Source organism: Mesorhizobium sp. P2_C5_2, assembly GCF_056404535.1.
Window position 1 is genome coordinate 926,058 of record NZ_JBFUDV010000001.1, and the last position, 16,824, is coordinate 942,881.

Annotated in this window: 21 protein-coding genes; 11 read left to right on the forward strand and 10 right to left on the reverse strand. The window is 63.5% G+C overall.

The genetic code is table 11. The features are described 5' to 3' along the window. Window positions 1-87: 87 nt before the first annotated feature. The 4 genes from AC1D1B_RS04430 to AC1D1B_RS04445 all read left to right on the forward strand — a co-directional run bounded on the left by AC1D1B_RS04430 (window position 88) and on the right by AC1D1B_RS04445 (window position 3,868). Complete coding sequence (locus tag AC1D1B_RS04430; RefSeq protein ID WP_477329698.1) at window positions 88-1,041, forward strand: sulfonate ABC transporter substrate-binding protein; 954 nt, start codon at window positions 88-90, stop codon at window positions 1,039-1,041. 67 nt (window positions 1,042-1,108) lie between these two features. Beyond that, on the forward strand, window positions 1,109-2,278 hold the full coding sequence (gene ssuD / locus AC1D1B_RS04435; protein ID WP_477329700.1) for an FMNH2-dependent alkanesulfonate monooxygenase: 1,170 nt from the start codon (window positions 1,109-1,111) through the stop codon (window positions 2,276-2,278). Then, window positions 2,275-3,051, forward strand: coding sequence for an ABC transporter permease subunit (locus AC1D1B_RS04440; RefSeq protein ID WP_477329702.1), 777 nt, complete (start codon window positions 2,275-2,277; stop codon window positions 3,049-3,051). The genes ssuD and AC1D1B_RS04440 overlap by 4 nt, the downstream gene beginning before the upstream one ends. 7 nt (window positions 3,052-3,058) lie before the next feature. Then, window positions 3,059-3,868, forward strand: coding sequence for an ATP-binding cassette domain-containing protein (locus AC1D1B_RS04445; RefSeq protein WP_477329704.1), 810 nt, complete (start codon window positions 3,059-3,061; stop codon window positions 3,866-3,868). Window positions 3,869-3,900: 32 nt separating this feature from the next. Here the strand turns inward: AC1D1B_RS04445 and AC1D1B_RS04450 are convergent, their stop codons facing one another. Continuing rightward, on the reverse strand, window positions 3,901-4,086 hold the full coding sequence (locus AC1D1B_RS04450) for a hypothetical protein (RefSeq protein WP_477329706.1): 186 nt from the start codon (window positions 4,084-4,086) through the stop codon (window positions 3,901-3,903). Between the two features lie 302 nt (window positions 4,087-4,388). Between AC1D1B_RS04450 and AC1D1B_RS04455 the strand changes: the two genes are divergently transcribed. From AC1D1B_RS04455 to AC1D1B_RS04470, 4 genes are all read left to right on the forward strand, one after another. Then, window positions 4,389-4,748 (forward strand): septal ring lytic transglycosylase RlpA family protein, encoded by a 360-nt coding sequence (locus AC1D1B_RS04455; protein ID WP_477267143.1) that lies wholly within the window; start codon window positions 4,389-4,391, stop codon window positions 4,746-4,748. Between the two features lie 251 nt (window positions 4,749-4,999). Next, window positions 5,000-6,277, forward strand: a complete 1,278-nt coding sequence (locus AC1D1B_RS04460; RefSeq protein WP_477329708.1) for a polyhydroxyalkanoate depolymerase — start codon at window positions 5,000-5,002, stop codon at window positions 6,275-6,277. A 192-nt stretch (window positions 6,278-6,469) separates the two neighbouring features. After that, window positions 6,470-7,087: a transglutaminase-like cysteine peptidase gene (locus AC1D1B_RS04465; RefSeq protein WP_477329710.1), complete on the forward strand. Its 618-nt coding sequence runs from the start codon at window positions 6,470-6,472 to the stop codon at window positions 7,085-7,087. 382 nt (window positions 7,088-7,469) lie between these two features. Then, complete coding sequence (locus AC1D1B_RS04470) at window positions 7,470-7,694, forward strand: hypothetical protein (RefSeq protein ID WP_477265674.1); 225 nt, start codon at window positions 7,470-7,472, stop codon at window positions 7,692-7,694. 65 nt (window positions 7,695-7,759) lie between these two features. On the opposite strand, the gene AC1D1B_RS04475 is transcribed toward AC1D1B_RS04470, so the two are convergent. The 4 genes from AC1D1B_RS04475 to AC1D1B_RS04490 are packed head-to-tail and all read right to left on the reverse strand — an operon-like array spanning window position 7,760 to window position 10,472. Continuing rightward, window positions 7,760-8,128 (reverse strand): helix-turn-helix domain-containing protein, encoded by a 369-nt coding sequence (locus tag AC1D1B_RS04475; RefSeq protein WP_477329712.1) that lies wholly within the window; start codon window positions 8,126-8,128, stop codon window positions 7,760-7,762. Next, on the reverse strand, window positions 8,128-8,646 hold the full coding sequence (locus tag AC1D1B_RS04480) for a Smr/MutS family protein (RefSeq protein ID WP_477329713.1): 519 nt from the start codon (window positions 8,644-8,646) through the stop codon (window positions 8,128-8,130). The genes AC1D1B_RS04475 and AC1D1B_RS04480 overlap by 1 nt, the downstream gene beginning before the upstream one ends. Further along, window positions 8,643-9,743: a murein transglycosylase A gene (gene mltA, locus AC1D1B_RS04485; RefSeq protein WP_477329715.1), complete on the reverse strand. Its 1,101-nt coding sequence runs from the start codon at window positions 9,741-9,743 to the stop codon at window positions 8,643-8,645. The genes AC1D1B_RS04480 and mltA overlap by 4 nt, the downstream gene beginning before the upstream one ends. A gap of 24 nt (window positions 9,744-9,767) precedes the next feature. Further along, window positions 9,768-10,472 (reverse strand): Tim44/TimA family putative adaptor protein, encoded by a 705-nt coding sequence (locus AC1D1B_RS04490; protein ID WP_181060535.1) that lies wholly within the window; start codon window positions 10,470-10,472, stop codon window positions 9,768-9,770. A gap of 198 nt (window positions 10,473-10,670) precedes the next feature. On the opposite strand from AC1D1B_RS04490, the gene AC1D1B_RS04495 reads away from it, so the two are divergent. The 3 genes from AC1D1B_RS04495 to AC1D1B_RS04505 all read left to right on the forward strand — a co-directional run bounded on the left by AC1D1B_RS04495 (window position 10,671) and on the right by AC1D1B_RS04505 (window position 12,352). Then, complete coding sequence (locus tag AC1D1B_RS04495; protein ID WP_477330535.1) at window positions 10,671-11,168, forward strand: FxsA family protein; 498 nt, start codon at window positions 10,671-10,673, stop codon at window positions 11,166-11,168. 164 nt (window positions 11,169-11,332) lie between these two features. Beyond that, the gene (gene secB, locus AC1D1B_RS04500) at window positions 11,333-11,833 is read left to right on the forward strand and encodes a protein-export chaperone SecB (protein WP_477329717.1); all 501 of its coding nucleotides are present in this window, start codon (window positions 11,333-11,335) and stop codon (window positions 11,831-11,833) included. A gap of 231 nt (window positions 11,834-12,064) precedes the next feature. After that, window positions 12,065-12,352, forward strand: a complete 288-nt coding sequence (locus AC1D1B_RS04505) for a GIY-YIG nuclease family protein (protein ID WP_477329719.1) — start codon at window positions 12,065-12,067, stop codon at window positions 12,350-12,352. Between the two features lie 154 nt (window positions 12,353-12,506). Here the strand turns inward: AC1D1B_RS04505 and dnaQ are convergent, their stop codons facing one another. From dnaQ to AC1D1B_RS04530, 5 genes are all read right to left on the reverse strand, one after another. Beyond that, window positions 12,507-13,211 (reverse strand): DNA polymerase III subunit epsilon, encoded by a 705-nt coding sequence (dnaQ, locus tag AC1D1B_RS04510; RefSeq protein WP_477329721.1) that lies wholly within the window; start codon window positions 13,209-13,211, stop codon window positions 12,507-12,509. 98 nt (window positions 13,212-13,309) lie between these two features. After that, on the reverse strand, window positions 13,310-13,909 hold the full coding sequence (gene coaE, locus AC1D1B_RS04515; RefSeq protein ID WP_477330537.1) for a dephospho-CoA kinase: 600 nt from the start codon (window positions 13,907-13,909) through the stop codon (window positions 13,310-13,312). A gap of 29 nt (window positions 13,910-13,938) precedes the next feature. Further along, window positions 13,939-14,766, reverse strand: coding sequence for a shikimate dehydrogenase (locus AC1D1B_RS04520; protein WP_477329723.1), 828 nt, complete (start codon window positions 14,764-14,766; stop codon window positions 13,939-13,941). After that, window positions 14,759-15,358 (reverse strand): Maf-like protein, encoded by a 600-nt coding sequence (locus AC1D1B_RS04525; protein WP_477329725.1) that lies wholly within the window; start codon window positions 15,356-15,358, stop codon window positions 14,759-14,761. Before AC1D1B_RS04525 ends, AC1D1B_RS04520 begins: the two co-directional genes overlap by 8 nt. A gap of 255 nt (window positions 15,359-15,613) precedes the next feature. Further along, on the reverse strand, window positions 15,614-16,435 hold the full coding sequence (locus AC1D1B_RS04530; protein WP_181060541.1) for a pyruvate, water dikinase regulatory protein: 822 nt from the start codon (window positions 16,433-16,435) through the stop codon (window positions 15,614-15,616). Window positions 16,436-16,824 lie beyond the last annotated feature (389 nt).

Consider the following 16,824-nt stretch of genomic DNA (forward strand, 5'->3'; position numbering starts at 1 on the left):
CTCTACTAAATTTATAGATCTACCTAGCCTAACCCTCAATCAACCGGCCGCGCGGGTTTTCCCGGCGCCTATTCGCAGCGAGGGATCATGTTCAGCCTGACCAGACGCGCTTTCGGCCTCGGCCTTTTGGCGGCGAGCGCCACCTTGTCGTTTAGCGCCTCGGCGCAGGAGCTGAAGCAGCTCAACATCGGCTACCAGAAGACCGGCCTGCCGGTCATCGCCCGGCAGCAGCAGGTGATCGAGGAGGCGCTGAGCGACAAGGGTGTCGCGGTGAAGTGGGTCGAATTCACCGCCGGCCCGCCGCTGGTCGAAGCGCTCAATGTCGGCGCCATCGATGTCGGCTGGACCGGGGACGCGCCGCCGATCTTCGGCCAGTCGGCCGGCGCCAACATCGTCTATGCCGCCGCACTTCCGGCAAATGGTGACGGCGAAGCGATCTTCGTCAAGCCGGCATCGCCGATCCAGTCGCTCGCCGAGCTCAAGGGCAAGCGGATCGGCGTCGGCAAGGGTACCAGCGCCCACAATCTGCTGGTCGCAGCGCTCGAAAAGGCAAGCATCCCCTTCGACCAGATTACGCCGGTCTACCTCAGCCCGGCCGATGCTGCGGCAGCCTTCGCCAGCGACCAGATCGATGCCTGGGCTGTCTGGGATCCGTTCTTCGCCATCGCCGAGACGCGCTACCAGCCGCGCGTGCTGGCGCGCTCTAGCGAGGTGCTCAAGGTGAACACCTATTTCCTCGCCAACAAGGATTTTGCCAAGGCGCATCCGGAGGCCATCACCACGACGATCGCGGCGCTCGGCGTCGCGGCGAAATGGGCGGACGCGAACCGCGACAAGGTGGCCGCCGCCTTGCATGAAGTGACCGGCGTGCCGCTCGACGCGCAGACCATCGCCGCCAACCGCACCAAATTCGGCATCTTCCCGATCACCGACGAGATCATCGCCGGCCAGCAGGCGACCGCTGACCGCTTCTACAAGCTCAAGCTGATCCCGAACGCAGTCCGCATCTCCGACGCCGTGTGGACCGCACCGGGCAATTGATCTTTCTCGCGCGGCGCCGGGCGGAAACGTCCGGCGCCTTTGCCGTTTCCGCTTCAAGGATTTCGCCATGACCGCTCCAGCCAATCCGCAAGCCGGGCCACTCGATTTCTTCTGGTTCATTCCGACGCATGGCGACGGCTCCTACCTCGGTTCCGAACAGCAACAGCGGCCGCCGGAGTTCGCCTATTTCAAGGAGATCGCGCAAGCGGTCGACCGGCTCGGCTTTCCCGGCGTGCTGCTGCCGACCGGACAGAATTGCGAGGATTCCTGGATCACCGCCTCTGGCCTTGCGGCGCTGACGGAAAAGCTCAAATTCCTGGTGGCGCTGCGGCCCGGCGTGACGCTGCCGACCTTCGCGGCGCGCCAGACGGCGGCGCTCGACCGGCTGAGCAATGGCCGGCTGCTGCTCAATGTCGTGGTCGGCGGCAATCCGACCGAACTCGCCGGCGACGGCGTCTTCCTGCCGCATGACGAGCGCTATGCCCAGGCGCAGGAGTTCCTGACCATCTGGCGCGCGCTGGTGTCGGGCCAAAGCGTCAATTTCAACGGCAAATACTACCGCGTCGACAATGGCCGCCTCGACCTGTTGCCGAGCCAGGAGCGGCCGCCGCTCTATTTCGGCGGCTCGTCGGATGCAGGCCAGGAGCTCGCCGCCGACCTGGTCGACATGTATCTGACCTGGGGCGAGCCGCCGACGCAGGTGGCCGAAAAGCTCAGCGCCGCGCGCAAGAAGGCCGAACGGCGCGGCCGAAAACTGCGTTTTGGCATCAGGCTGCATTTCATTGTGCGCGAGACCGAGGAAGAGGCCTGGCGCGCTGCCGACCGGCTGATCAGCCACGTCACCGATGCGCAAATCGAAAACGCCCAGGCCCGCTTCACCAAGGAGATGGATTCGGTCGGCCAGCGGCGCATGGCCGAACTGCATGGCGGCCGCCGCGACAGGCTGGTGGTTTCGCCCAATCTGTGGGCCGGCGTCGGCCTGGTGCGCGGCGGCGCCGGCACCGCTTTGGTCGGCTCGCCGGAGCAGATCGTCGAGCGCATCCGCGAGTACCAGGCGATCGGTATCGACACCATCATCGGCTCCGGCTACCCGCATCTCGAGGAGGCCTACCGCGTCGCCGAGCTTTTGTTCCCGCGGCTTGGGCTCGGCACCAAACGGGCGCGGGCGCATGAGAACATCGCCAACGAGTTCGCGGTCGGCTTCCACGGCGCCAACCGCCTGCAGGCTTCGTCATGAGTTTTGCTGAGCGCATCCGCAAAAACGGTATCGGCTGGGTGCTGCCAGCGCTGGTGATTGTTGGCTGGGAAGCCGCCAGCCGCGTGGGCGTCATGCCGGCCAATGTGCTGCCGGCGCCGAGTGCGGTGGCCGAGGCCTTCTGGCGGCTGACGCTGTCGGGCGAGCTGATCGAAAACATCGGCGTCAGCACGCTGCGCGCGCTGGCCGGCTTTGCCGTCGGCGGCTCGATCGGCTTTGCGCTCGGCCTGGCCAACGGTTTGTCGGCGCTGAGCCGCGGCCTGACCGACACGACGCTGCAGATGATCCGCAACATCCCGCATCTGGCGCTGATCCCGCTGGTCATCCTGTGGTTCGGCATCGACGAGAAAGCCAAACTGTTCCTGGTGGCACTCGGCGTGTTCTTCCCGATCTATGTCAACACGCTACTCGGCATCCAGAGCGTCGACCCGCAGCTGGTCGAGATGGGTCGGGTCTACGGCATGGACCGGCGCGCCCTTTTCCTGCGCGTCATCCTGCCCGGCGCGTTGCCGGCGATCTTCGTCGGCCTGCGCTATGCCCTGGGCATCATGTGGTTGACGCTGATCGTGGCGGAAACCATCTCGGCCAGCTCCGGCCTTGGCTACATGGCCATGCAAGCACGCGAATTCCTGCTCATCGATGTCGTCGTGCTGTCGATCCTGATCTATGCGCTGCTCGGCAAGCTCGCCGACAGCCTCGCCCGTCTGCTCGAGCGGCTGTCGCTCGGCTGGCATCCCGCCTTCCAGAACGCCTGAGGTATCGATGCCCGCCGCCAGCCTCGCCGCCGTCCGCTCCTTCGTCACCACCCCGATACCGACACGGCCGGCGGTGTCAGTCGAAAGCCCGCGCGCCTTCGCCTTCAAGGGCGTGGAGAAGCGTTTTGGCGACAAGATCGTGCTCGACGGCATCGATCTCGACGTGCCGGTCGGACAGTTTGTCGCCGTCATCGGCAAGAGCGGCTGCGGCAAGAGCACGCTTTTGCGGCTGCTGGCCGGACTCGACCGGCCGACCGCCGGATCATTGATATTCGGGCCGGAAGCAAAGGCCGGCGCCGGGGAAGAGGGCCGCACGCGCTTCATGTTCCAGGAGCCGCGGCTCCTGCCTTGGGCCAGCGTGGTCAAAAATGTCGAGGTCGGGCTGACCGGCATCGCGGCCGGCGCGGAAGCCAGGCGGCGCGCGCTCGCTATTTTAGGGCAGGTCGGGCTTGCCGATCGCGCCGACGAATGGCCCTCGGTGCTGTCCGGCGGGCAGAAGCAGCGCGTGGCGCTGGCGCGCGCGCTGATTGGCCAACCACAGATCCTGGCGCTCGACGAGCCGCTCGGCGCGCTCGACGCGCTGACCCGGATCGAAATGCAGCAGCTTCTGGAGCGCATCTGGCTCGAGCAGAAATTCACCGCCGTGCTGGTCACGCATGATGTCGCCGAGGCGGTTGCGCTTGCCGACCGGGTGGTGGTGATCGACGAGGGTCGGATCGCGCTCGACCTCGAGGTGCCGGTGGCGCGGCCGCGCCGGCGCGGTTCCGTCGAGCTCGCCCGCCTGGAAGGCAGGATTTTGGATCAGCTGTTCGGCTAGTTCCTTGACCAGGATCGGCCGGCGGCTGCTCGTCAGCCGCGAGACCGGCTCGCCCACGCCAGGCCCAGCAGGCCGAGCAGCATGGTGACGATGCCGATATAAAGCCATTGCGACTGGCCGGTCATGAAGCTGCCGCCGACCACGCCGATGCCCTGCAGCGACCACAGCGCGCCGATGGCCAACACAATCAGGGCCAGCAGATATCTGAACAGTCTCATCGCCGAGATTCCTTTCCCAAGTCGATCGTCAACTGCGCCATGGCCGTGATGAAAGAGCGAAAGGAAGAGGTCCAGTCGCGCGTGTTTTTACTTGTATAATAACGCCTTATCTTGCTGAAGGTATCTGCAAGATCGCCGCGAAAGCCGCCCGAAATACCCCAGCGCATCGCGAAAAACCCATGACAAACTGTTTCCCAGTGACTCCAAACGTGTGCCAGTGCCACGGAACCGCCAGATACCTGCCGCATTTCCTGCCTTATTCAGCACTTACCGGCTGGGGTCTGTAAAAGGAGCCTCCCTAAATGAACAAGAAGAACCAAACTGCGCTTGTCGCGGTAACGATCGCGGCTGGCCTGATGGTCGGCGCATCCGCCTCCTCCGCCGCCGCCCAATGCGGCCGCGCCTCCTGGTACGCGCTGCACTCCCGGACCGCCAATGGCGAGCGCATGAACCCGTCGGCAATGACCGCCGCGCACCGCAGCCTGCCCTTCGGCACCAGGCTGAAGGTAACCAACCAGAACAATGGCCGCAGCGTCATCGTGCGCATCAACGACCGCGGCCCGTTCATCAAGGGACGCGTGCTCGACCTGTCGAAGGGCGCCGCCGGCCAGCTCGGCTTCATCGGCTCGGGCCATACCTCCGTGTGCATGGCGCGCGTCTAATCTGTCCAAGTCCGGCTCATTCGGGCCGGACGCATCCTGCCCGTATGTCCAACAGCCGCGCTTTCGCAGCTGCACAGTGAGCCGGCTGGCCCCGTTCAAAGCGGATTCTCAAGGCCTTGGACCAAAGAATTGCATATGTCACGCCACGTGACGTATTGCGTCGCAGCAATATCTTGTTAACCTCCGCGCGAGACATTCAAGGATCGGCGCTGCTCGTCGTCCCTTCGGTCACGGCAGCTGCGGAGTACCTGATGTTCTACCAGCTCTACGAAATGAACCATGCCGCCCTGCAGCCCGCGCGGCTTTATGCCGATGCGGTGCGCCTGTTCTACACCAATCCGCTCAACCCTTTTTCGCACACGCCCTGGGGCCGCTCGGTCGCTGCGACCGCCGAACTGTTCGAGCGCACGACGCGCCGCTACAGCAAGCCGCATTTCGACCTGACCAAGACCGTGGTCGACTGGAAGAGCGTCGAGGTCAACGAAAAGACCGTGTGGTCGAAGCCGTTCTGCAACCTCACCCGCTTCGAGCGCGGCATTCCCGCCGGCCGCAAGGCCGACCCCAAGCTTCTGATCGTGGCGCCGATGTCGGGCCACTATGCGACGCTGCTGCGCGGCACGGTCGAGGCGATGCTGCCCTATGCCGACGTGCACATCACCGACTGGGTCGATGCCCGCATGGTGCCGGTGACCGACGGCCATTTCGACCTCGACGACTATATCGACTACATCATCAGCATGCTGCATGCGCTGGGGCCGGACACCCATGTGATGGCGGTGTGCCAGCCTTCGGTGCCGGTGCTGGCGGCGGTGGCGCTGATGGAAAAGCGCGGCGATCCGTTCGTGCCCTCGACCATGACGTTGATGGGCGGGCCGATCGACACCCGCCGCAATCCGACCGCGGTCAACCTTCTGGCCAAGGAAAAGGGCATAGACTGGTTCCGCGACAACGTCATCATGAACGCGCCGTGGCCGGTGCCGGGCTTCGGCCGCGAGGTCTATCCGGGCTTCCTGCAGCTGTCGGGCTTCATGAGCATGAACCTCGACCGCCACATCATCGCCCACAAGGACTTCTTCATGCACCTGGTCAAGCATGACGGCGACAATGCCGAGAAGCACCGCGATTTCTACGACGAGTATCTGGCGGTGATGGACCTGACGGCGGAGTTCTATCTGCAGACCGTCGACACGGTGTTCGTGCGCCATGCTCTGCCCAAGGGCGAGATGATGCATCGCGGCGAGGTGGTCGACACCAAGGCGATCCGCAACGTTGCGCTGTTCACCGTCGAAGGCGAGAACGACGACATTTCCGGCCTCGGCCAGACCCAGGCCGCGCACGACCTCTGCCCCAACATCCCGGCCGACCGGCACGCCCATTACATGCAGCCGGCTGTCGGCCATTACGGCGTCTTCAATGGTTCGCGCTTCCGCTCGGAGATCGTGCCGCGCATCGTCGATTTCATCACCAGCTATGGCCGCCAGAACCGCGTTGCGGTCAAACCGAGGCTGGTTCGCTCCGCCAAGGGCTGAGGCTCGATACAGCTGTGGCGTGCATTGCCTGCAACAGCGGGGCGACTTTGCACGCCAGAGGCGTTCTGTTGCACAATAGACGCTGTTGGGCGGGCGCGGGTAACCATGCCGATAAATCTCGCTCCCCCCATAATTGACACGGACTGTAAATCCCCTTTAACCTTTCGTTAACAACAAGGGCGAACGGGGACAATGACTTCCTCAGCGATGGCACGGACGCTGCGCTTGTGTGCGGCAACAGGGCTTGCGGTTTTGGGATGCTGGGGGGCGCCGGCATCGGCGGGCGGCGCCATGGCGACCGGCGGCATGACCTCGCAGCCGATCGGCCATTATGATTTCTGCAAGTCGCATCCGGGCGAATGCTCGATCCGGCCAAGCAATCTCAACCCGGCCGAGATGACCGACGCGTTCATGCGCAAGCTGATCAACGTGACATCAAGGGTCAACGCCGCCGTCAAGCCGATGAGCGACTACGACATTTACGGCAAGGACGAAGTCTGGGCCTATCCCGACAAGGGCGTCGGCGACTGCGAAGACTATGTGCTGGAAAAGCGCCGCCAGCTCTTCCGCTCGGGCGTGTCGCTGGCTGATCTCCTGATCACCGTCGTGCGCAAGCCGGACGGCGAAGGCCATGCGGTGCTGACGGTGCGCACCGACAAGGGCGACTACGTCCTCGACAACCTGACCGACAAGGTGAAGATCTGGGACGCGACCGGCTACCGCTTCCTCAAGCGGCAGGCGATCGACAACACCGGCCGCTGGGTCTCGATCCGCGGTGGCCAACAGGTCCTGGTGGGCGCGGTCCAGTAGGTTTTAAGCACGCCCATTCAGGCATGCTGCGTTGACGCGGCTTCTTATGGTGCGCTTTAGCTGTTTTCACGTCATAGGCCAGCGCCGCCCCTCATTGCCCTGCCGGGCATTTCTCCCCGTATAGTGACGGGGAGAAAGAACGCCGTCACCGATGATTTCGCTAACGTCGCAGGAACCAGCGCGACGCGGCGACCAGTCTCCTTCTCCCCGTCACTATACGGGGAGAAGGTGCCGGCAGGCGGATGAGGGGCAGCGCTGCCCTCGATAAGGCTTGCTGCTCGCACCCGAACCGCCTCCCCAAATTTTTTGCAGTCCCCGTGAACCAAACCGTCTCCTGCGGCGACACATGGCCGTAACCAGAACCCAACCATGGAGACTTCCAATGACTTCTTTCCTGCGTACTGCATTCCTTGCCGCCGTCGCGGTGTCGTCCCTGGCCGGATCGGCCTTGGCCGATCAGACCGTCACCTGCTCCGACACCAAGACCAACGACTGGTGGGCTGGCCGTTGTTGCAGCGCCGGCGCTTCGGATTGCCTTGGTCACGAGGGCCATGGTCGCGACCATCACGACAATGGCGGCCGGGGTAGCACTGCCGGCAAGAACTGATGCAACGCCTCGCCGGCGATCGCCTCTGCAATTGAGGCGAACGCCGGCAAGCGCCTCATGCCATCCTATCCAGTGCGTCCAAGCGCGGCCCGGATCGACGCGGTGATGCGGCGAAGCTCGGCTTCGTCCAGCTTCTCGATGTTTTCGGCCAGCAGATTGGCAAGTTCGGTGGCGGCGGGACTTAGCCCGGACGTATCGAGCTTTACCCGCGGGTGCGAGGCCTCGGCCAGCCGCGCCAGCTCTTCGGCATCGTCCCAGATAACGTTGAAATAGCCGATGATTTTCTGGATGAGCGTCCAGGTCGGAGCGCCGCGGCGGCCATGTTCCAACGCCGACAGATAGGCGGCGCTGACGCCGATCGCCTCGGCCATGTCCTTCTGGCGGACACCGCGCTCGATTCTCAGCGCGCGAATCTTTTCCCCGAACGGCGTCATCAGCGTACTCGCCTGAGCCGGACGTACAGTGCGCCCGAGCCGCCATGGTTGCGGGCGGCATGGTCGTGGCTGGAAACCAGCGGCCGAAAGGCCGGCGTCGACAGCCAGGCCGGCACCGCGCGCCGCAAGACGCCATCGCCGCCTGACGACGAACCTTTTCCGGTAATGATCAGGACATAGCGGATGCCGCCGGCATGCGCCCGATGCAGGAACGAGAACAACAGCGAATAGGCCTCATCCTGCGTCATGCCGTGCAGATCGACACGACCTTCGATCGGCAACCGGCCTTTTTTCAGCTTGTCCAGCGTCGGCGCGTCGAGCGCATGCGAAACCTGCTGCGCCTTCGGCTTGGCGGCAACGACCGCGCTGACAGCGACCGGCGCCTGCACCGGCTTGGGGTCGACGACGATATCGGGAATGTCGACCGCCATCCTGCCCTTCAATGGCCGCGCCGTGCGCGCCACCAGGTTCCAAAGCACCCGGTCGTCTTCGCTGAGCTTGTCGGGGCGCCTGCTCATCGAGCCCTCCCCAAAACGAGACCACGCGGCACCAGTGCATAGAAATCGGCTTCATTGCGCACGACGCCGGCGATCTCGCCGGCGGCATCGCCCGAACCGGCGAAGAGATCGCCCCGCGCCGGTCCGGTGATGGCCGAGCCCGTATCCTGCGCGATCATCAGCCGCCGGAACGGTTTTTGCGCGAAGGCGGTCAACGACGGCGCATCGATGTAGAACGGCGTGCCGAACGTGTGCAGCAGCCGGTCGATGGCGAGCGAACGGCCCGGCGTCAGCGGCACTTTGGCGGCGGCGATCGGGCCGAGCGTGGCATCATCGACACCGGCTTCGCGAAAGAAGATGTAGGAGCGGTTCTGCCACAGGATTTCGTCGATGCGATCCGGATGTGCCCTGAACCAGGCGCGGATCGACTGCATCGTCACTTTTTCCAGCGGGATCTCGCCGAGGTCGGCGAGAATCTTGCCAGGCCCGGTGAAACGCTGGCCGGATTTGGCGGCATAGGTGACGCGGCACAGCCGGCCGTCGGTCATCTTCAGCCTTGCGGCGCCTTGCACATGGATGAAGAACGCATCGACTTTTTCTGCAAGCCAGGCGATTTCCAGGCCTTTCCCGGCCAGCGCGCCCCGCTCGATCTGGCCACGGTCGAAATATTCCACCGGCCCCTGCGGCGTGTCGCGGGCGAAGGCCAGGTAGTCATCCATGCCTTCGGGACGGTTGGCGCCGTCGATGTCGACGAGATCGGCCGGTCGCGCCAGCAGCGGCACGGTGAATTGATCCGTGCGCACCGGCGAGGCCTCGACCTCCGGCTCGTAGAAGCCGGTGACCAGACCGGCATTCTCGGCCTGAACCTGGGCCGGAACGAAATGGCGCTCGAAAAAAGCACGAGCGCCCTTCCGATTCGGTAGCGAAACGGAGCGCGCCTCGTCATAGGCGCCGGCAAAAGCCTCGAACCGCACGCCGAGCGCGCCGCTGCGATAGGGCTTCTTCAGGACATGAAAGGCCGAACGGCGGAAGGCTTCATACGCCGGCAGATGATCGTCCGCTTCCCAGCCGGGAAGCTCATCAAAGGATTTCTCGACGAAAAGGGACGATAGCGACACCGCGGCCCCGCCAATGTCCGGGATTCAGTCTTCTTCCTCGGTGGCGACCAGCTTCCAGTTCGGATCGCGCGAGCGCGTGTCGCGGGCGAAGGTCCAGACATCCTTGACCTCGGCCACCGTCTCGGGATCGCCGTCGATGACAGCACCTGCCTTGTCGCGGGTCGCCGAAATCAACTCGCTGACGATGCGCAGCGTGATGTGGGCCTCGCCACCCTTCATCTCGGCCGAGACGATGTCGGCCTTGTCGATGCCGACGAAAGAGGACTGGATCTTTTCGGCCTTCGCCTCGCGGTCGCCGATTGCGGCGACGAAACCGTCAAAAACCTCGCGCGACAACAGGTTCTTCAGCGTTTTGCGGTCGCCATCGGCATAGGCCATGACGATCATCTCATAGGCCATCTTGGCGCCGTCGACGAAACCCTTGGGCTCGAAGGACGGATCATTGTCCTTGATCGTGCGCAGGCCTTTGTTGAGGTCGGTGTCGGGCTTGGCGAAGGCGTCGATGGCTGCATAGGTTTCGGCAGCCGTTTCGCCCGGCAGGCGCTTGCGCGGCAGTGAAACCACATTTTCGGGTTTCTGGGTCGCGTCCTTCTCGGTGCGGCTGGCCGTATAGGGATCGAAAGGCGGGCGTTCGCTGCCCGTGCGGCGGCCGAGCACGTTGCGCAGCTGGAAGAAGATCACCACCGCGGCAATCAGAAAGAAAATGGTGCCGAAGTCGAAGAATCCCATATCTTTCGCCAATCAATCCCTGACCTAGCCGGGACCGCCGGCCAATCCGGGCCGCGGTCGCATAGCGTTCAACATGCAAAGCATATAGAACGCATGGCGCAATCATTCAAATCAAAGGCAGGCATACCTATCTAACGGCCTCAGTGCCAGCGGCGATTATGCGCCGCCCGGCAAAACATGGAAACGATCGGTCAAGACTTGCGCATTTCCTTCCTCCCTTTGTTCCTGCTTGCGTTGCCGCTGCTGGAAATCGCCGGTTTCGTCATTGTCGGCCGCGAGGTCGGGGCGCTGGCCACGGTCGGCCTGGTGCTGGCTTCCAGCATTGCCGGCGTGCTTTTGCTCCGGCACCAGGGTTTCGGTGTCATGACGCGGGTGCGCGCCGAGATGGCCGACGGCGGCGACCCCAGCCGCCAGCTCGCGCACGGCGCCATGATCGTGGTTGCCGCGATCCTTTTGATCATTCCCGGCTTCATCACCGACATTATCGGCCTGCTGCTGTTCCTGCCGCCGGTGCGCGACCTTGCCTGGCGCAGGCTCAAGGGCCGCATCGTCGTCGCCACCGATTTCACCGGCGGTTTTCGCGGCAGGTCGCGCGACAAGGTTATCGATCTCGACGACGGCGATTATTCGCGCGAGGATGATTTCAAACGCGGCCCCGACCACAATTCGCCGTGGCGGCGGCTAAAGGACGATTGAGACTACATTGATGGTCAGGCGATACCGGCCTGACCTGAATCTCAACCAGTCTTGGTCCCTTCCGCCTGAAGGCGGCAAACCTTGTCTTGTCATGCCGACCATGCTAGCCAACGCCCGATTTCAATTCGGTCAGCGCTGCTGCCCAGGCAAAAGGATCAAGGCTCATGGCCAGCAAAGATGACGCGCCGGTCGGCGCCGCAAACGGCAACGGCGAAACGGCGCAGCCTTCGCTCAACGTGCTCGCCCAATATGTGAAGGACCTGTCCTTCGAAAGCCCCGGCGCGCCGAACTCTCTGCGTGGCCGCGACAAGGCCCCCGGCATCGCCATCAACGTCAATGTCAACGCCAATCCGCTGTCCGACAAGCAGTTCGACGTCAATTTGTCGTTGAACGCCAAGGCGTCCTTCGACCAGGAAGTGCTGTTCAATGTCGAGCTGGTCTATGGCGGCGTCTTTTCCATCGCCGGCTTCCCGCAGGAACATATGCTGCCGATCCTGTTCATCGAATGCCCGCGGCTGCTGTTCCCGTTCGCCCGCCAGATCATCGCCGAAGCGACCCGCAATGGCGGCTTCCCGCCGCTGATGCTCGACCCGATCGATTTCGCGCAGATGTTCCAGCAGAAGCTGGCTGAGGACCAGGCCGCATCGAAGGTCAAGGTGAGCTGAGGCTTGCCACTATGGATTGAAAAGCCCGGCCTTGTGCCGGGCTTTTTTGTTTGAGGTGAGCATAAGCCCTTAAGATTTGGCGGAGACCTTCGCGACTTCGTCATCCTAGGGCGAAGCAAGGAGCGCAGCGACGCGGCGCAGACCCTAGGATCCATGCCGTGACATTGGTCGTAGAATACAACGGATCAGAATGGCACTTGTGCGCGCACCGACGCCCTCTACCCTGAACCCATGACCGGCTATGTATATATGACTGCAAGTCAGAAGCGCGGCACGATCTATATCGGCGTCACCAACGATCTCGGCCGCCGTATGCCAGAGCACAAGGCCGGACAGGGCGCAGGGTTCACCAACCGCTACGGCGTGCAGCGGCTGGTCTGGTACCAGGAGTTTTTCGACATTGCCGATGCCATCCAACGCGAGAAGTCGCTGAAGCGCTGGCCGCGGCAATGGAAGATCGAGCTGATCGAAAAGGCCAATCCCGAGTGGTTCGAGCTCTTTCGTGGGACCGGTTGGTAGGCGTTCGATTTCTTCCACCGCCGGAGCACTGCACAAGTGTCGCGGCATGGATCCTAGGGTCTGCGCTGCGTCGCTTCGCTCCTTGCTTCGCCCTAGGATGACGAATGCGCGAGGGTTTCAGCAAACCTCAAAAGTTCGAGCAGGTTCGTCAAGATCACCCCGCCGCCACCTTCAGCCACAGCGCCTTTTCGCCGAGCGTCGCGACCAGCCCGGCATGCGCCGCACGCTCGCCCTCGGTCAGCCTTGACGGCAGGGCGATCGGCCTGGCGGCGATCGAGATGTCGATGTCGGCGACGTCACCATTGCCATTGACCTGCACCGCCACCGTTTCGAGGATGAGCGCGGCCTGCTTGCCGCCGATGAGCTCGATATAGACTTCGGCCAGTAGCTCCGAATCGAGCAGCGCGCCGTGCTTGGTGCGATGGCCGTTGTCGATGCCGTAGCGGCGGCAGAGTGCATCGAGCGAATTGGGACCCATCGGGTGCTTGCGCCGCGCCAGCGCCAGCGTGTCGACGACACGCCCGGTGTCGATGACCGACTGGCCGAGCCGGCCGAATTCCGTGTTGAGGAAGCCGATATCGAAATTGGCGTTGTGGGCGACGAGTTTGGCGCCGTCGGTGAAGGACAGCCATTCCTCGGCAATTTCGGCAAAGGTCGGCTTGCCGACCAGGTCGGCGGCGCTGATGCCGTGCACGGCCTGCGCCTCGACATGGACGGCGCGCCCTTGCGGATTGATGAATTTGTGGAAGGTGCGGCCGGTCGGGAAGCGGTTGACCAGTTCGACGCCGCCAAGCTCGATGATGCGGTCGTCGCGCATGTCGAGGCCGGTGGTTTCGGTATCGAAGATGATCTCACGCATAGAATCAGCTCACTCCTGAGCAAGCAGAATCATACGAGGGAATAAAATGGCAATGGGCAATGCCGACAGCTTGGTGTCAGGAGGCTGGCTCGACGGACTTATCCCCCGCGAGTTCCCTCAGCCGTCACTTTAGCAATGATAGCATCGACCGCGGTGCGGGCTGTGTCCATGCCTTCACCGGTGTCTATGACGAAATCGGCCTGCCGGCGTTTTTCGGCGTCGGGGACCTGCTTGGCCAGGATCGCCGCCAGCTTGTCCTCACTCATGCCCGGACGCGCCAGCACGCGGGCGCGCTGGATGTCGGCCGGCGCGGTGACGACGACGACCTTGTCGACGCGGTTGCGGCCGCCGGTTTCAAACAGCAGCGGAATGTCGAGCACAACAAGCGGCGCGCCGGCGGCACGGTGTTTGGCCAGGAAGGCATCGGCGTCGGCCCGCACCAGCGGGTGGACGATTGTCTCCAATGTCTTCAGCGCGGCGGCATCGCCGAGCACCCGGGCGCCCAGTTTGGTGCGGTCGACCACGCCGGACATGGTGGTGCCGGGAAAGGCCGCTTCGACCAGAGGTGCTGCCTTGCCTGAGTAAAGCCGATGCACGGTCTCGTCGGAATCATGCACCGGCACGCCGGCCTCAGTGAACATCCTGGCCATCGTCGACTTGCCCATGCCGATCGATCCGGTGAGGCCGAGCACGATCATCATTTGGCGCCCATCATTTGGCGACCCCGTCATTTGGAAACAATGTCGGCGACGATCATGTTGCGCAACTCCGGTGTGACCTCAGGTCTCTTGCCGAACCAGCGTTCGAAACCGGGCACGGCCTGGTGCAGCAGCATGCCGAGCCCGTCGACCGTCTTCAGATTTCTCGCGCGCGCGGCGGCAAGTAGCGGCGTCTCCAGCGGTACATAGACAATGTCGGATACGATGGCATGGCCGGGCAGCCCGGTCGGATCGGCGGCGAGCGTGGCATCGCCATGCATGCCGAGCGCCGTGGTGTTGATCAGCAGGCCGGCATCGGCAAGCAAGTCGCCGACCGCGCCATGCGCAGAGACGCCGGCGCCGAAGCGGTCCGCCAGTTCCTGCGCCCGCGCCAGCGTGCGGTTGACGATGCGGATATCCCTGACGCCGCGCACTTTCAGCGCGTGGATGACCGCGCGCGAGGCGCCGCCGGCGCCGAGCACCACGGCCGGACCGTTGCTGTCCCAGCCCGGCGCATGCTCGTCTAGATTGCCGGCAAAGCCGATCCAGTCCGAATTGCCGCCCCACAGCACGCCGTCGTCCAGCCACAGCATATTGACAGCGCCGATCATCTCCGCCGCTTCGTCGCGGCGCTCGACCCGGGCAAAGGCAACCTCCTTGTGCGGGATGGTGACGTTGCCGCCCTGATAGCCATTGGCCTGCAGCGATGTGAGGAATTCGGGAAAATCGGCCGGCGCGACATCGATCGCCCGATAGCTGCCCTCGATGCCGTATGTCTTCAGCCAATAGCCATGAATCCTGGGCGAGCGCGAATGCGCGATCGGGTGGCCGGTGACAAAAGCTTTCTTCTCAACCATCGATGGCTCCGAGCGCACGCAATTCCTTCAGCACCGGCAAAAGCGGCAGGCCGACAATGGTGAAATAGTCGCCTTCGATCTTGTCGAACAGCTGGATGCCTTCGCCCTCGATCTGGTAAGCGCCGACGCTGGCCAGCGCCTTGGCGCCGACGCGGGCCAGATGACGGCCGATGAAAGCAGGGTCGAGCTTGCGCATGGTGAGGCTGGCGATGCCGACATGGCGCCACAACACCTTGCCGTCGCGGCACAGCACGGCGGCGCTGTTCAGCTGATGCGTCCTGCCCGAAAGCGCCAGCAGATGGCGGCGCGCGCCCTCCATGTCGGCCGGCTTGTGAAACACCTCGTCGCCGAGCGACAGCGTCTGGTCGCAGCCGAGCACCAGCGCGTCCGGCTTGCGCTCGCTGACCTCGGTCGCCTTGGCCTCGGCGAGTATCGAAGCGACGTCCTCCGGCGAAACGCCGCTGTCCTGCAACGGCGCCTCGAGCGCGCGCTCATCGACATCGGCCGGGACGGCTTCGATGTCGAGGCCGGCATTGACAAGCATCGCCTTGCGGAACGGGCTGCCCGAGGCAAGGATGATTTTTTCGGTCATTTTAGCACTCGGGCGCAGAGGCGGTTGGATTTCAGTCTGCAACGTCTACGCCGCCCCTCATTGTCCTGCCGGACATTTCTCCCCGTATAGAGACGGGGAGAAAGGACCGCCTTCTTGCGACGCCGGTGATTAGCGAAACCAGCGATGACAGCGCCCCTCTCCCCGTCTCTATACGGGGAGAGGATGCCGGCAGGCAGGTGAGGGGCAGCGCCTAACTTTCGCTGGGAAAGCGAGGTAAACTCCCACTTCGCTCATCTATCTATTCTTCCCCCGCAGGGCAACAATGGCCGCGGCCGTCTCCTCGATCGAGCGGCGGCTGACGTCGATCATTGGCCAGTTGTGGCGGGTGCAGATCTGGCGGGCATAGGCGAGCTCTTCGGTAATCGAGGCGCGATCGACATAATCGGTCGCTTCGTAAGTGCTGCTGTTGCCGAGAATGCGGTTCTGCCGGACATGCGAGATGCGTTCTGCGGTGGCGATCAGCCCGACGATCAGCGGCTTGCTGGCGGCGACCAGGCTTTCGGGTACCGGCACGCCGAGCACGATCGGGATGTTGGCGGTCTTGATGCCACGGTTGGCGAGATAGATGCTGGTCGGCGTCTTCGATGTCCTGGAAATGCCGATCAGCACGATGTCGGCATCGTCCATATTGAGCGGCAGCTGGCCGTCATCATGCTCCATGGTGAAGTTCAACGCATCGATGCGACGGAAATAGTCGGCGTCGAGCACATGCTGGGCGCCGACCCGGCGGCCGGCCGGCGTGCCGAGATAGGACTGGAAGACGGTGAGCACCGGCTCCAGCACCGAAACGCAAGGCAGGCCCATGGCGGCACAACGCTCATCAATGCCGCGCGCCAGCTTCTGGTCGACGACGGTATAAAGAATGATGCCTGGCTCCTCCTCGATGTCCTCGAACACTTTCGCCACCTGCTTTTCGGTGCGGATGAGCGGGTAGATGTGCTCGATGGCGCGCGCATCCTTGTATTGCGCCGACGCCGCACGGCCGGCCGCCAGCAGCGTTTCGCCGGTGGCGTCGGAAATCAGGTGCAGGTGGAAGAAGCTCTGGGGTTTGTTCACAGGGGGTGGCCTCAGGCTGTGGGCTTGTGTGGATAAACAGGGACCGGGAAAGCGGCCGGCTGGAGGCGACTGTATCAGATGGCCAGTTGTCCACAATTCGGTGCGCTGTCGGCTTCGTCGGGCGGCTGGGGACAATTTTGGGGACAGGCGATTTTGCCGGCGCTTCGTCCACAGAGGCCGTTTTTAAGGGCTGGCGTCAAGTCCTTGACTCCAGTGATGGAATCCTGGTCATCCACACTCTCCGCCAATCCCGTAAGAGAAGCGCGCGACAATATGCTGGCTGGCCTTTTCCAGGGCAAAGCGGGACAGGTGACAACCACCACAACCAACAGACTCTTAGAATCAGAAGATTCTAGAAATAGACTATTTAATTATAGAGAAGGCAGGGG

What these genes read in the sequence shown, in the direction of transcription:
- AC1D1B_RS04440 (WP_477329702.1), top strand. Translation starts at nt 2,275, where the DNA reads ATGAGTTTTGCTGAGCGCATCCGCAAAAACGGTATCGGCTGGGTGCTG.
- AC1D1B_RS04430 (WP_477329698.1), top strand. Translation starts at nt 88, where the DNA reads ATGTTCAGCCTGACCAGACGCGCTTTCGGCCTCGGCCTTTTGGCGGCG.
- AC1D1B_RS04505 (WP_477329719.1), top strand. Translation starts at nt 12,065, where the DNA reads ATGACCGGCTATGTATATATGACTGCAAGTCAGAAGCGCGGCACGATC.
- AC1D1B_RS04455 (WP_477267143.1), top strand. Translation starts at nt 4,389, where the DNA reads ATGAACAAGAAGAACCAAACTGCGCTTGTCGCGGTAACGATCGCGGCT.
- AC1D1B_RS04450 (WP_477329706.1), bottom strand. Translation starts at nt 4,086, where the DNA reads ATGAGACTGTTCAGATATCTGCTGGCCCTGATTGTGTTGGCCATCGGC.
- AC1D1B_RS04470 (WP_477265674.1), top strand. Translation starts at nt 7,470, where the DNA reads ATGACTTCTTTCCTGCGTACTGCATTCCTTGCCGCCGTCGCGGTGTCG.
- AC1D1B_RS04475 (WP_477329712.1), bottom strand. Translation starts at nt 8,128, where the DNA reads ATGACGCCGTTCGGGGAAAAGATTCGCGCGCTGAGAATCGAGCGCGGT.
- AC1D1B_RS04465 (WP_477329710.1), top strand. Translation starts at nt 6,470, where the DNA reads ATGACTTCCTCAGCGATGGCACGGACGCTGCGCTTGTGTGCGGCAACA.
- coaE (WP_477330537.1), bottom strand. Translation starts at nt 13,909, where the DNA reads ATGATCGTGCTCGGCCTCACCGGATCGATCGGCATGGGCAAGTCGACG.
- AC1D1B_RS04520 (WP_477329723.1), bottom strand. Translation starts at nt 14,766, where the DNA reads ATGGTTGAGAAGAAAGCTTTTGTCACCGGCCACCCGATCGCGCATTCG.
- AC1D1B_RS04490 (WP_181060535.1), bottom strand. Translation starts at nt 10,472, where the DNA reads ATGGGATTCTTCGACTTCGGCACCATTTTCTTTCTGATTGCCGCGGTG.
- dnaQ (WP_477329721.1), bottom strand. Translation starts at nt 13,211, where the DNA reads ATGCGTGAGATCATCTTCGATACCGAAACCACCGGCCTCGACATGCGC.
- AC1D1B_RS04480 (WP_477329713.1), bottom strand. Translation starts at nt 8,646, where the DNA reads ATGAGCAGGCGCCCCGACAAGCTCAGCGAAGACGACCGGGTGCTTTGG.
- AC1D1B_RS04460 (WP_477329708.1), top strand. Translation starts at nt 5,000, where the DNA reads ATGTTCTACCAGCTCTACGAAATGAACCATGCCGCCCTGCAGCCCGCG.
- ssuD (WP_477329700.1), top strand. Translation starts at nt 1,109, where the DNA reads ATGACCGCTCCAGCCAATCCGCAAGCCGGGCCACTCGATTTCTTCTGG.
- AC1D1B_RS04445 (WP_477329704.1), top strand. Translation starts at nt 3,059, where the DNA reads ATGCCCGCCGCCAGCCTCGCCGCCGTCCGCTCCTTCGTCACCACCCCG.
- AC1D1B_RS04525 (WP_477329725.1), bottom strand. Translation starts at nt 15,358, where the DNA reads ATGACCGAAAAAATCATCCTTGCCTCGGGCAGCCCGTTCCGCAAGGCG.
- secB (WP_477329717.1), top strand. Translation starts at nt 11,333, where the DNA reads ATGGCCAGCAAAGATGACGCGCCGGTCGGCGCCGCAAACGGCAACGGC.